The following is a 13,409-nucleotide window of genomic DNA, read 5'->3' as shown; positions in this document are numbered from 1 at the left end:
CCAACGCTATGGATGATTACAATACAACGCCGTTTGGTGGGGGCGTCAGGCGGCTGCCTGACCTACTTGCTTACTCACAGTCAACGCCGAAAAAGTCGATTCCAATGTGAATGAGCTCCTCCAGAGGTTTTGATGACATCCCCTCATCCTTGAGTACTCTCGCGAAAAACGGTATTAAATTCTCCCGTAATTGTTTCGGAAGTAATTCGCCTTCTGATTTTAAAACAACTCGCTCTAAATTGTAATAACCATACGCAGAACGGTCGTTAACCACTTCGAGAGTGATTATGCGCCCCTCGGAATCATAGATTACGTACTCATGATTCAAAATATCTATGGGCTCGACATAACAAATGACATCGCTGAGATTGCCAAAAAATTCTACGTTGCCATTCTCGTATAATATGATTGGGGGTTTCACCATCGATCGCACCTTTGTGTAGGTCAGGCGCCCGCCTGACTCGCATCAGAGTTGACGCCGGATCGTCATTGTATCCGCGAAAACGAAGTATACATTTCCAATGATACGCCGTTGGGTAGGGGCGTCAGGCGGGAGCCTGACCTACGTGCTTATTTCCTTCCCGCGTACAATTCTTCCAGAATTTCATCGAGTAAATCCGTTTCTTGGCTTCCGCCACTTCGAATAGCGGTGCGTTCAAGCCCTGATGGCACATGCACGACACGGATGGCTTCACCGCCATCTGTGCGCATGTAATCAACGCGGATGTCGTCTGGGTCATAGATCATGCGACGCAATTCAGCGACAAGTGCATTGCGCGTTTTGCCAATGGAATCAGCAGCGACGGACTCCGCCAGTTTCTCGTTGCCGGTTGGTTTGTGCGTTGCGCGTACGAATGCTCCGATTTCGTTGAATCCGATGTCGATCTTGAAGTCGTTGTCGAAGATCATGAGTTTAGTCAAACCTGTGGCAGGCGGCTGAACGAACTACAGGCACTCGAAGCAGAGCTTCGAGAATGTGGGAACCAGGGGAATATTAAATCTAACCCTCCCATTGTTTGACGACGTGCACTTCGAGGTACTCCGCAGGCCACATTGTGACTTTGTAATGGTCATTTCCGTCCAGCCCGTTGTCGGAAACACCCCCCAATTTGCCGAAAAATGCACGGATTCGGAAACAACTTGGAGTAACCGTGAAATCCGCTATCGGTCCGCCGGTACTCTCGTGGATTTGTAGGCAGCCCGATGGAACGTCGAGACTGCACTCCGCGATGTGGTCCCAATCATTTGCCTCGAATCCTGGGGCGGTTTCGTAAATCTCGATTTGGAACGGAACGGACATATTCCGCGCCGTTTGAATAACCACAATATAAGGGGCAGTCTTGACGCGTCGTTTGATGTCTTCATCCGTGTAATCAACTGGCGCAATTGGTCTCTTCTCTTTGTCCCAGAGATAGAACTGAAAATAATCCGCAAAAACCTGAAAAGATCCATGGTCCCTCACAGGCTTCTCCTTGTCGATTCACCATCACCCATAAAACTGCCCCACGTCATAAATCCGTAGCGTCACCTCCGAGTCCCGTTTCCATTTCGTCGAGCGGGAATAATAGGCGACCAGGGCTTCGTCGCCGACGAAGGTGACGGATGGATAGGCGGCGTCGCGGTCTTTTCGATTGTCGATGTCTTTGTATTGGCTCCAGGTTTTGCCTTCGTCCTTGGAAATCGCTGCCGTGAGCGGGGTGCGGGGCCAGTTGGATTTTGAGGCGACGTTGTTCCACAGCACGAGTAGGTCGCCGGTGGTGGGAATGCGTTTGACCAGGGCAGGGGATTCGGGCGATTTCAATTTTGTGGGTACCGGCTGACTCCAGTGGTCGCCGCCATCTTCAGAGACACTTTGATACTGCCGTTGGTTCGTATTGCGGAGCAGGCAGAGGAGGCGGCCGTCTTTGAGTTCGACAATTGTCGGTTCGTGGCAGCCGCGGCCGACGGCGGTCATGCTGTCGCTGCTGCGTTCCCAGGTTTTGAAACCGTCGTCGGAATAAAACACGAACGAATGCAGATCGCCCCCTTTGTAGGGAGTGCCGCCGATATAGTTCTTGGCGTAGGGACCATGCGCGGGGAGCAACACGCGACCGCTGCTGAGGCGAATCGCTCGGTCAGCGTTGTTGCAATACCAACCCGGCTCGGAGATCTGGACCTGTTCGCCCCAAGTGCGGCAATTGTCGGTGGAACGCCGCATAAAAACGTTTCGCTGCGCTGCGGAATCCCAACCGACGTAGGAAAATAGCACCTCATCGGGTGACATACGGACCAAGTTGGGGTGTTTGACGTTGTGTTGCCAATTGTTGGCTTGCATGACGGTGCGATCCCCCCACGTCCGACCGTGATCGTGCGAGACCATTGAGGAGATCTGGCAGGAAACGTCGTCGCCGATGCCACCCTGTCCAATTTTTGTGGCAGCTGCCGGTGCGTTGGAATAGTATTCGCACCACACCAGCAGCAACCGGTCGTCGTCGAGTGGAAAGATCAATTGATGATCGTGTCGTGGATACTGTGGAGTCCAAGGGCAGACGATCGAATCGTGGATCGGCTTTAACAAAGGGGGGGATGTTTTGTTGTCGGCCTGGGCCAGGGAGGTTCCGGCAACGGTCGACATCGCCGCTGCTGCCAGAAAATCGCGACGTGAGATGGAGTTGTGTTTTCTGCTCGACATGGGAATGTTTTTCTGGTTGGCAGAATCAATAAGGTAAATAACAGCCGCGATGGGCTTAGCCGGAAAACGTTCCGTGGATATGCAGTCCGTTGGTGCAGTGCACTTGGACGTCGCGCATTTGAACTTCGCCTAAGGGCAATGTCGACAGGGGAACAACGGTTCCTTCGACCCGTTTGAGGTACGGTGCGGCAAAGCCGGCGATTGTGGAGCCGACCGCCCCTTCTCCCTCACAACCGACCGAGCGGACGACGGCATTGAGTTCGTCGTCGATTTCCAACCGGGCGGTGACCAACACGACGCCATGAATCGTGAGGAAGACTTGCTTGGATAAGCTGAGTCGCAATTTTGCATCCAGCGATCGTCCGCCGGTTGATTGCAGGTGCAGGTCGCTGTGCTCGATGGTGATGCCGTGTCCGGCGACCAGCGGTTGCATTTTTCGCAGCAGTAATGTCTCCAGGTCGGACAGTCCAATCCGGCAGTTCGCATCCCCTTCGTCCGCCCCAGCGAGCACAGCCACCGGCCAGTTGGTGGAGTCGCGGTCGAAGTCGAACCGCACCGCGCTGGCCGTGAAATCGGCGAATATCTCGGTTTCATGGAAGATCAGCGGATGGCTGACGACCGTGAACTCGCTAACGCTGAATCCGGTTTGTGCCTCGCCGATCCCGATGGGGTGTTGGGTGGAAAGCCCTACATCCGTCGTGGCACCGGAAAGGTCGATGTGCACGCGCTGGTAGTCGGGATGATTTTCGCCGTCGACTTGCACGACGGGCTTCGCCGGATCCGGTAATTTCGCCCAGCGGGTCAAGCCCTCGGTTAAACCGGCGGCCAAGGTGTGAGCGTCTGCCGGGAGTTCTGTCTCGCCTAAAAATAACATCAATCGCTACTCGCGTTTATGAAAGGGACATGCGGCCGCTATGTGCATCAAAAGCACGTTTAAGTCGACGCGCATCTGCATTTTCGGGTATGCGCGACCGTTTGGCAACACAAGCTGGGGGGATGCCTAATAGGCGATGGACAGTCCCAATTGCGACAATGTCGTGGGCGCATCATCGTTCAGACCGACATTGTAGCTGCTCCACAGGGCAACGCGGTCCGAAACATACCAAGTCGCGCCGGCGCCAATCATCTCGCCACTACCGTTACCCGGCCCGGCAATCGCATTGTGATAGCCGTTGAGAAAGACGTTGAAATCATCGGTCAGGTTGCGGCTGAATGACCATTGCACCGTCTCTTGAAATGTTTGGCTGCCATCGAATTCCTCAGCCCCGGTCACCCCGATGGTAATTTCGACACTGCAGTTACAAGGCAACGACTTATCGAAGTTGAGGTTGACCGCAGGTTGGAAACCATCGTCGAAGACCTCTGCCGTCGAAGTCAAATCGGTCTGCAACCAGACCTCCAGCGCTGTTGAAGGAACCCAGCCGGTTTTGTCTTCATCCCACAAATGCACTTTGAGATCAAAAGCCGACGGCGTAAAGCCGGTCGTGTTGTCACCGCTGCCGTGGTTGGATTGAATGCCGGTGCTGAAGATACGGAATTCCACGTAATCGGTCACGCCGTAGCGCAGTAGAAATGGAGTCGAGTAGTTACTCGGCGTTCCCGTTTCAGGACCGTTGAGCGTAAAGGGCGAGAATTCGAGATACGCCCGTCCTTGGGGGAGTGTGTAGGAACCATTGGGAAAATTTCCCATATCCGGGCCGGGCGTCTTGATGTTCGGCGCGGGTTCGACGGGAGTCGCTGCGGGATAATCGACCTCTTGGCTGCGCGCGACCACCAACAGATTGGCAAGTGCCATCAGGGCGGCGAATAGAATTATCCCAGAACGCATCACGATACCACGACTCTCTGACAAGTAGATTCAAAACCCTCTGGCACATCCCACTGACTCTGATTTGCAAGATTCCGGAAGCATGGCTAACCGGTTTTGAAACTCTGTTTCACAAAATCCGGACAGGTTCATTTTGAGACAGCAGGTCATTGTCATCACAGGCGGTTCAGGAAAGGTTATTGGATTACAACGATTCTACTGATTGCCTATGAAGCATCATCGGCCGAAAGCAGGGCAGGAGTTCGTCGTATTTAAGGCTCCGCTCGCGATATCCCCAAGGAGCAGCGATGGCAGATTGCGTTTTGATTCTCACAGAGATAAACACGAAAAAAGCCCTCCCGCGAATCGCGAAAGGGCTTTTATGAGATAACCGTCACGGCGCGGCTAATGCGCCGGTTCACTTCGTGAGCAGGTTATTGATCATCGAGATCGCGGCGGGGCCGACGAGGACTACGAAAATCCCGGGGAAGATGAATAGCACCAACGGGAAAATCATCTGCACAGCGGTCTTGGCTGCGCGTTCTTCGGCCAATTGCGACCGTTTGACCCGCATGCTGTCGGATTGGACCCGCAAGGCCTGGGCGACACTGGAACCGAATTTATCGGCTTGGATCAAAATTGCGGCCAACGCTTTGAGGTCGTCCACGCCGCTGCGGACGCCAAGGTCGTGGAGTACTTCGCGGCGTTGGCGGCCCATTTGTAGTTGTAGGTTACAGAGATCGAATTCGGCACACAGATCCGGGGCAGTATCCTGCAATTCCTCAGAGACGCGTCGCATGGCAGCGTCGAGCCCCAGTCCGGCTTCCACACAAACGACCAACAAGTCGAGTGCGTCCGGCAGTGAAAGGAAGATTTTTTGAACCCGACTGTGCGTGATGAAACGGAGAATCAGTTCCGGCAAGAACATGCCGATACCGGCTCCGACAACCAACGAGACGAGTCCGTTGTAATTGATCCCGTATTTGATGACGCCAAATCCGCCGCCACCCAGAAATCCGGCGATCAGTCCGGCGAACTTGAGGGCCAGGAAAACGCTCGGGGCATTCGGTGAGTTGAATCCCGCATTGGCGAGTTTGACGCGGAGTTGATTTTCTTCGAGTTCCGTTTTGGGCTTCATCGCCTTTGATAGCGCCGGCGCGGCTTTGGAGAGCATGTTCCCCACGCCTTGTCCTTCACTATCTAACGCGCGGGAGGTGGGGGTTTTTAATTCGTCCAATCGTTCGCTAGCCCGCGAATCTTTCGACGTCAGCACGTTGAATACGATCCAACTGATGATCGCAAAGCAACCAAAAACAGCGTAGGGGAGTATTGTAGTAAGTTCCATTGCTCTGTTCCTAACCGGCGGAGATGTATGCGTTCGCGTTGAGCGTGCTGTCGGGCACGCACCTCAGGCGATAAAAGCGAATCGAGACGTCAGACCTTAATATTGATGATTTTCTTGATCGTGATGGCACCTAACACCTGTAGTACAGCTGCGGCAGCGATCATCTTGCGTCCCAATTCGTCCGTGAACAACAACATCACGTACGGCGGGTTCATGTGCCAGACGACGAAGAACAACACGATCGGCAAGGCCATGAGCACGACACCGCTGATCCGGCCTTCACCAGTTAGGGCTTGCACCTGTCCGAGGATTTTGAAGCGTTCGCGAATAATGTGTCCGATTTTGTCAAGGATTTCCGCCAAGTCACCACCCGTTTGACGTTGAATGGCGACGGCCGTCACGAAGAACTTCAAGTCGAGGTTAGGCATCCGCTTGAGCATACTTTTCAAGGCTTGCTCGATCGGAACACCTAAATTTTGCTCTTCGTGCACCATGCCAAATTCTACTGCGATCGGCGCGGGGAGTTCTTGCACCACCACATGCAGACCGGACGCTAAACTGTGTCCCGCCCGCAATGCACGAGCAACCAGTTCTAGGGCATCGGGAAGTTGCTTGGCAAATTTGTTGAATCGTTTACGTCGCCGCCATAACAGCCAACCCATCGGCAATGAACCGGTCACGATTCCTGCCAAGGGGACGAGCGGGAGCGGGGCTTTGGCTAAGAAGGAGATTCCCATGCCAAACAAGGCGACGCCGAAGGTCAGCATAAAGAACGTATCAGGTTTGATCGGCGAATCGGCCTGTTCAAACAAGGCTCCAATGTTGGTGAACCGGCTGGAGAAGCGGTGCATCATGCCCGCTAATCCCGACAGACCTTCACCAACGCCTTCTTTCAATAGCCCATGTGATTCCAGTTCCGGCGTCTTGAGTCCAGCCAAAACATCAAGCCGATCCTCAGCAGTACTCGATCCGAAATCCTTCATTACGAACACGATACCGCCGACCAAGGCAGCCATGCCGATAAAGGCAGCGATTGAAATCAAAAGTACAGGACTCATGATACTTTACCATTCATAAATTGAGGGGATTGTGTGGCCCGCATCAGAATTTCATGCGTTAATTTAACCGTCGAGCGGCAAACAGATTACCGGGCAGGCGGACGCCCGCCTGTTCCAACCGGTCCATGAACGTGGGCCGCACTCCAGTGGCCTCGAAGTGGCCGAATGCGCGTCCTTCGTCGTCAATGCCATCTTGAACAAACAGGAAGATATCCTGCATGATGACTGTGTCCTGTTCCAGATTGAGCACTTCGGTAATGTGCGTCACTTTCCGCGGGCCACCTTGCAGACGATTGGATTGAATAATCAAATCCACGGCAGAGGCAAATTGGCTACGGAGAGCCTTGATGGGCATTTCAATACCGCCCATCATGATCATGGTTTCAATACGCGAGCATCCGTCTCGTGGTGAGTTCGCGTGAATCGTGGTCAACGAGCCTTCGTGACCGGTGTTCATGGCTTGCAACATGTCCAGTGTTTCGGGTCCACGACATTCGCCGATAATGATTCGGTCGGGACGCATACGCAGGGCGTTTTTTACCAAGTCGGTCGCGCTGACTTGGCCTTTGCCTTCGATATTGGCCGGCCGCGTTTCCAGCCGCAACACATGTTCCTGTTGCAACTGGAGTTCGGCCGCGTCTTCGATCGTGATCACACGATGGTCGTTTTGGATAAAACTCGACAGTGTATTGAGCATTGTCGTTTTACCAGAACCGGTACCACCACTGATGATCGTGTTTAGTCGGCCCTTGATGGCGCCTTCCAACAACATGACCATCTCCGGCGTAAACGCGTCGAATTTGAGCAAGTCTTCAAGTGCCATTGGATTGGCACCAAATTTACGAATGGAAAGTGATGCACCATCCAAGGCCAACGGCGGGATGACTGCGTTCAAACGTGAACCATCCGGCAAGCGGGCATCGACCATGGGGGACGTTTCGTCCACACGACGCCCGACTTTAGAAACGATGCGGTCCAAAATCTGCATCAGGTGTTCGTTGTCGCGGAAAACGACGGGAGAACGTTGCAAACGACCCGACTTTTCCACAAATATGTGCTTGGGGCCGTTGATCATGATGTCGCTGACTTCATTGTCTTTCAGCAACAATTCTAAAGGTCCGAAACCGAATGTTTCGTCGAGAACCTCTTCGATCAGCCGTTCGCGTTCAGAACGGTTGAGCAGTGTGTTTTCGCTGTCGCATAGGTGTTCGACGACGAGCCGGATTTCGCGGCGGAGCGTTTCGCCTTCCAGGTCGCCCAAACGCGACAGGTCGAGTTTATCGACCAATTTCCCGTGAATGAGGGTCTTGAGTTCTTCAAAGCTGGTAGTACCAGACTCGAATCCGCGCTGCTGCGCTGCTTGGCTGGGGACGGCCATTTCGTCACCTACTCCATCAGAAGGAAAAAATCGTGTGCGACAGAATGAAATTCAAAGGAGCCGGGTAGCAGCGGCACTCCGCAAAAGTGCACACCGCGACCAATGGTTCCTTTGAAAAACGTAGCTCACGATTTGGAGGGTGAGACGGAAATGTGGCCTTAAAACATCAAATAGGTAAAGATCCCCAGGAGCACCGTGGTAACCGGATCCTCTGTTGCCCGCATAACCGCTACAACGCGCGTGCATGTCTGCGCATTTGTCTGCAGTATAGACATGGGCAGTGACAACTGCTTTGTCAAAACGAGTAAAGCCCGTGCCACCCAATCCTGTGGCCAAACTCTGAGAATGCGCTAGGCCTCTGTAATATCCGCGCTCTGTGGGCCTTGGATATAGGAGCGAACGCGGTATTTGCTGGCCACGCCGACGAACAGCACAGCAGTAATGAACATCGCGGCTGTGAAGAACCAGTAGTAGTCTGCTCCGGCCAGTTTGCTGGTGCCGTCACTGTTTTGAATGAATAAATTGACGCCGGCGGTAAACAGGTTCCCGAAAAATACAGTGAGCAAATACAGCGACATCACAATCGATTTGGCTTCGTTGGGCGCCTGGGTATAAGCGAACTCCAGTGCGGTGATCGAGACCATGATTTCAGCAGCGGTCAAAATGACATATGCCAACAATTGCCAGCCGATGTGCGGCAGCCGATCGACGGTGTCGCTACGAAATTCAGCGGTCACGATGCCCGTTTGATGCTCAATGGAAAACTGACTAAACAGCGTCGGATTTGAATTGCGTTCGATTGCATAGGTCGCGCCGCTGTCGGGCGCGAATTGGTCGGCGAACAGTTCTCCCAGGTCACGCTCCGTTGACAATACTTCTCCCGAGCGCGGCGACAGGAAGTCCGATTGCTTGCGCTGGGTGGTTCCATCAGCGGCGGTGGCGAGAACCGCCACTTGTGACGAGGCCTGTTGTACTGCGGTTTCAATGAATGCCGAAACGGCAAACGCCGCCGCTGTCACGAAAAAACCGATGCCGATTTTCCGCAACGCCGTCAGTCCAAACAGTCGGTTCAGCAGCGGATACAGTCCGTAGGAGAACAGCGGGATCAAGAGGAGGATCAATGCCGGATTCGCCGCTTGGATTTGCGACTCGGTTGGTTCAATGGATGACGACTCGCTGGCAAACGGCAGCCACGATAGATCAAACCGTTTGTCCATTTTGCCCGCTTGTTCGACCCACCGCGAAGCTGTCTGATCGAACAGGCTCCAAAATGTGATCAGAAACAAAAATATGAGACACAGATGGGCCAAAGAACGCCCCGATTCCCCTCGAAACGATTTTGTAAAGTTGGCCAAACCGCGCGCCGGTACGTGAATGAACTTCCGGCGTCCCAGCCAAAACACCACGGTGGCCAACAACATCAACGCGCCCGGTAATCCGAATGCCACGTGCGGTCCAAGTTTGTGCCGTTCAAGCTCAGGATGCGTGAGAATGTAGGGGGTGAGCAGCGTTGACAAAAACGCGCCGAAATTGATGGAAAAATAAAACCACGCAAACACACGCGGCAATAAATGCTGGTTTTTGCTGCCGAATTGATCGCCTACGTGGGCGGAGACACATGGCTTGATGCCGCCAGCACCGAGTACGATCAACATCAGCCCGCACAGCAATCCGATCCGCGTGGTGTCAATCGCCAGCACTAGGTGTCCCAGGCAGTAGACGACCGACAATGCCATGATGATCTGATATTTCCCGAAAAATGCATCCGAGAAAAAACCGCCGATAATCGAGCAGAAATAGGTCGCCGCGACAAACATATGAATGTAGGTCGTTGCTTCGGCATCGCTCATCACGTCCGAGACGCCGGCATGGTTCACGAGATACTTGGTCATGAACACGAACAAAATCGCCTTCATGCCGTAAAAACTGAACCGTTCCGCCGCCTCGTTTCCGACAATATACGGAATCCCGCCGGGCATCTTATCGGTTTCCGTCGGGGCAGTCAGATACGGTTTGCTTGCCATCCGTGTATCCTTTGTGGGGAGATCGGCATCTGGGGAAAACGTTCGGACGTTGAACTCAGTTGTTACAATGCCATAGTTGTCGGCAATGCTTGACTAAGCCGACGCTAACGACCGGCAAGGAATGGTACAAGAGATCAACGTATTCAGGCAAGAACGGTCCAATCCAGCAGACGCCGGTGCAACAGCAGGGACAAATTCAATTGATAATAACATCGCGCATTCCTGACTCACTGCCGAGACGAAATCCATGAAAACTACCGCTCGCGCCATCACGTTCCACGGCCCCGGACGTGCTTTGGAAACGAACGAATTCGCATTGCCCAATTTGCAGGCGGGCGAGGTCCTTGTGAAGATATCCTGCAGCACATTGTGCGGCAGCGATTTGCATACCTACCATGGCGACCGCGGCACCCCCTGTCCCACAATTCTGGGGCACGAAATCCTGGGCGTCGTGGCGGAGTTACCCGCCGGAGCTGCGGTCCTGGACCATTTCGGGATGCCGCTCGAAATTGGTGCGCGGGTGACATGGGGCATCGCAGCGAGTTGTGGTGATTGTTTTTTTTGCCGGCACGAATTGCCGCAAAAGTGCGCGACGTTGTTCAAATACGGTCATCAACAAATCACCGACGCGCATCCACTCAGTGGCGGCATGGCCGAATATTGTCATCTGGCTTCCGGGACCCCGGTGTTTCGCGTTCCTGAATCGCTGCCCGACACCGTCGCCTGTCCGGCGAATTGCGCAACGGCCACCGTGGCAGCCGCCTTGCGGGTGGCGGGAAAACATCCCGACGGGGCACTGTTGATCCACGGAGCCGGCATGCTGGGACTGACCGCCGCCGCCATGGCGCGTTGGCAAGGCTACCGCGATGTGATTGTGGTCGATGTCAACCAGCAGCGATTAATCCGCGCGACGGAATTTGGCGCAACGCGCGTCGTTGTCGCTGGAGAAACAGACAGCAGTCTGGACGATGCTGTTGAGGCGGCCACGGCGGGACGTGGTGTCGACGTGGCCATCGACGTCAGTGGTGCTCCTGCGGCGATGCGGCAGGGGTTGGAGGCGCTCCGTGTGGGAGGCTGCGCCGTTTGGGTGGGAGCTGTCTTTCCCACCCCGCCTGTGGAGGTGATCCCCGAACAGGTTGTGCGGAAAATGATCGAAATCCACGGCCTCCATAACTACGCCCCCTGCGACCTAGCCACGGCCTTGGATTTTCTCAACCAGACGCAGGCCGACTATCCGTTTTCGGAACTGATCGGAGATTCGTATCCCTTGGACAATGCCGAAGCAGCGTTTGCCGCTGCCCGCGAAAGTGGGGCGTTTCGCGTGATGCTACGTCCTTGACCGATTGTGCTGGGGGACTTATCCACGACGTGACCGGCGCAAGTGGACCAAAATTATCATATTTTCGGAGATTTTATCCGGGAGCCTATAATTTGTGAGTTGATTCACACAACGGCACCTACAGTAGGGACAGTGAACGTTTGCCATCCGGATGCTATTGGGGGGTAATGATTGTCGAGAGTTGATTTTCGGCGAACCCCCTCCCGCTAGGCGTTGTCCTTTTTTAACTTGTAGAACGCACACGTTCCCTATAAACCGTATACCCCGACACGGCACCCCCTCATAAGAATCAGACCGGCTCCCCCGCCGGAAGGCGCGATGAAAGGATTTCTGACAACTCCCCCGAAGCCCGGATCATCTTCCGAGTTGCTGCGCATCGCCGTTCCGCTAGTGATTAGCTCTGGAACGTTGTCGCTGATGCAGGTCTTGGACCGCATGTTCCTGATGTGGTATTCCACAGACGCATTGGCCGCAGCCATGCCGTCGGGGTTGTTGCATTGGTCGTTGATGAGCATTGCCATCGGCACGGCCGGGTACGTCAACACGTTTGTCGCACAATACGAAGGGGCCGGGCGACCGGACCGCGTGGCGGGCGCGATGTGGCAGGGGATTTACTTCTGTATTTTCGCTTCGGCCATCATGCTGTTCTTTCTGCCGTGTACCGAAGGCATCTTCCGTCTGGTCGGGCACGAGAAGGCCGTGCAGGATCTGGAGTGCACCTATTTCCGCATCCTCTGCGTCGGAACCGCTCCGTTTTTGCTCTCGGCAGTATTGTCCTGTTTTTATAGCGGACGCGGCCGGACGATGACCATTATGTGGGTCAACCTGGCAGCGACCGTGATTAACGCCGCTTTGAATTATTGGCTGGTGTTCGGCGGTTGGGGTGTGCCTGCGATGGGGATTGCCGGAGCGGGTTGGGCGACCGTGATTGCCAGTTGCTTGGGTGTCGCTGCCTTTATCGTCTTATTGCTCCGTAGCGAGGATGCAAGGCCGTATCAATTGCTCGAAAACTATCATTTCAATCGAGAAATGTTTGTGCGGTTGTTGCGCTACGGACTTCCCAGCGGAGTCCATTTCTTCGTCGATGTCGCCTGCTTTTCAGCATTCATCTTGCTGATTGGGGCGATCGGCAAGGAACAACTGGCCGCGACGAATTTGGCGTTCAATATCAACTCATTGTTATTTTTGCCGATGCTGGGCTTCGGAACAGCGGTGATGACGTTGGTTGGTAAACGGATCGGTGAGGGACGCCCTCAAATGGCTGTGCGTACAACCTGGATCGCATTTGGATTCACGACTGTCTATATGTCCGTTTGGGCTGCCATTTTGATCTTGGCACCGGGAATTGTGTTAGCACCCTATGCCGCTCGGAGCAATCCAGCGGAGTTCGCCGCCATTCAGCCGACCATCGTCGTGCTGCTGCAATTTATCGCGGCTTATACTTTGTTCGACGGGATGAACATTGTGTTTGCTTCGGCCATTCGCGGAGCGGGCGATACGCGGTTTTGTCTGTTGTTTACGTTTTTCTCCAGCCTCTCGCTGATGGTCATTCCCGCATTCCTCGTATTGCGCGTTTATCACATGGGCCTTTACGCGGCCTGGGCCTGCGTGATGATCTATATCGTGTTTCTCTCGTTTGGGTTTTTGTTGCGGTTTTTAACCGGCCAATGGAAGTCGATGAGCGTGATCCACGAAACACCGGCGGTCACTGCAGACGAACCGCGCTGGGAATGGGACCTTCCCGATCCGGAATCGATTCCGGTCGCGGTGAAATAATCTCTATCCGG

The 13,409-nt window shown here is 54.3% G+C and carries 11 protein-coding genes; 2 read left to right on the top strand and 9 right to left on the bottom strand.

All coding sequences use genetic code 11. The annotated features are described in order from the left end of the window. Positions 1–570: 570 nt before the first annotated feature. From CA54_RS24205 to CA54_RS29605, 9 genes are all read right to left on the bottom strand, one after another. Positions 571–909: a hypothetical protein gene (locus tag CA54_RS24205; RefSeq protein WP_146373585.1), complete on the bottom strand. Its 339-nt coding sequence runs from the start codon at positions 907–909 to the stop codon at positions 571–573. A 91-nt stretch (positions 910–1,000) separates the two neighbouring features. Further along, the gene (locus CA54_RS24200) at positions 1,001–1,462 is read right to left on the bottom strand and encodes a hypothetical protein (RefSeq protein ID WP_197532788.1); all 462 of its coding nucleotides are present in this window, start codon (positions 1,460–1,462) and stop codon (positions 1,001–1,003) included. A 24-nt stretch (positions 1,463–1,486) separates the two neighbouring features. After that, positions 1,487–2,671 carry a sialidase family protein gene (locus CA54_RS24195; RefSeq protein WP_146373583.1) on the bottom strand — a complete coding sequence of 395 codons (1,185 nt, stop codon included), beginning with the start codon at positions 2,669–2,671 and terminating at the stop codon, positions 1,487–1,489. Between the two features lie 55 nt (positions 2,672–2,726). Next, the gene (locus CA54_RS24190) at positions 2,727–3,545 is read right to left on the bottom strand and encodes a hypothetical protein (protein ID WP_146373582.1); all 819 of its coding nucleotides are present in this window, start codon (positions 3,543–3,545) and stop codon (positions 2,727–2,729) included. A 126-nt stretch (positions 3,546–3,671) separates the two neighbouring features. Then, entirely contained in the window at positions 3,672–4,499 is an 828-nt protein-coding gene (locus CA54_RS24185; protein ID WP_146373581.1) for a transporter, read from the bottom strand. A 397-nt stretch (positions 4,500–4,896) separates the two neighbouring features. Then, on the bottom strand, positions 4,897–5,823 hold the full coding sequence (locus CA54_RS24180) for a type II secretion system F family protein (RefSeq protein WP_146373580.1): 927 nt from the start codon (positions 5,821–5,823) through the stop codon (positions 4,897–4,899). Positions 5,824–5,912: 89 nt separating this feature from the next. Then, positions 5,913–6,881, bottom strand: a complete 969-nt coding sequence (locus CA54_RS24175; RefSeq protein WP_146373579.1) for a type II secretion system F family protein — start codon at positions 6,879–6,881, stop codon at positions 5,913–5,915. 58 nt (positions 6,882–6,939) lie between these two features. Continuing rightward, positions 6,940–8,259: a CpaF family protein gene (locus CA54_RS24170; protein ID WP_146373578.1), complete on the bottom strand. Its 1,320-nt coding sequence runs from the start codon at positions 8,257–8,259 to the stop codon at positions 6,940–6,942. A 350-nt stretch (positions 8,260–8,609) separates the two neighbouring features. Next, entirely contained in the window at positions 8,610–10,283 is a 1,674-nt protein-coding gene (locus CA54_RS29605) for a POT family MFS transporter (RefSeq protein ID WP_197532787.1), read from the bottom strand. 247 nt (positions 10,284–10,530) lie between these two features. Between CA54_RS29605 and CA54_RS24160 the strand changes: the two genes are divergently transcribed. Continuing rightward, a complete protein-coding gene (locus CA54_RS24160; protein WP_146373577.1) occupies positions 10,531–11,622 on the top strand; it encodes a zinc-binding dehydrogenase in 1,092 nt (363 codons plus the stop codon). Positions 11,623–11,940: 318 nt separating this feature from the next. Next, positions 11,941–13,398, top strand: coding sequence for an MATE family efflux transporter (locus CA54_RS24155; protein WP_146373576.1), 1,458 nt, complete (start codon positions 11,941–11,943; stop codon positions 13,396–13,398). The last annotated feature ends 11 nt before the right edge of the window (positions 13,399–13,409 follow it).

The sequence above is a fragment of the Symmachiella macrocystis genome (genome assembly GCF_007860075.1).
Classification (GTDB): Bacteria; Planctomycetota; Planctomycetia; order Planctomycetales; family Planctomycetaceae; genus Symmachiella; species Symmachiella macrocystis.
The sequence above is the reverse complement of the archived record's forward strand: the minus strand, read 5'-3'. Positions and strand labels throughout refer to the sequence as shown.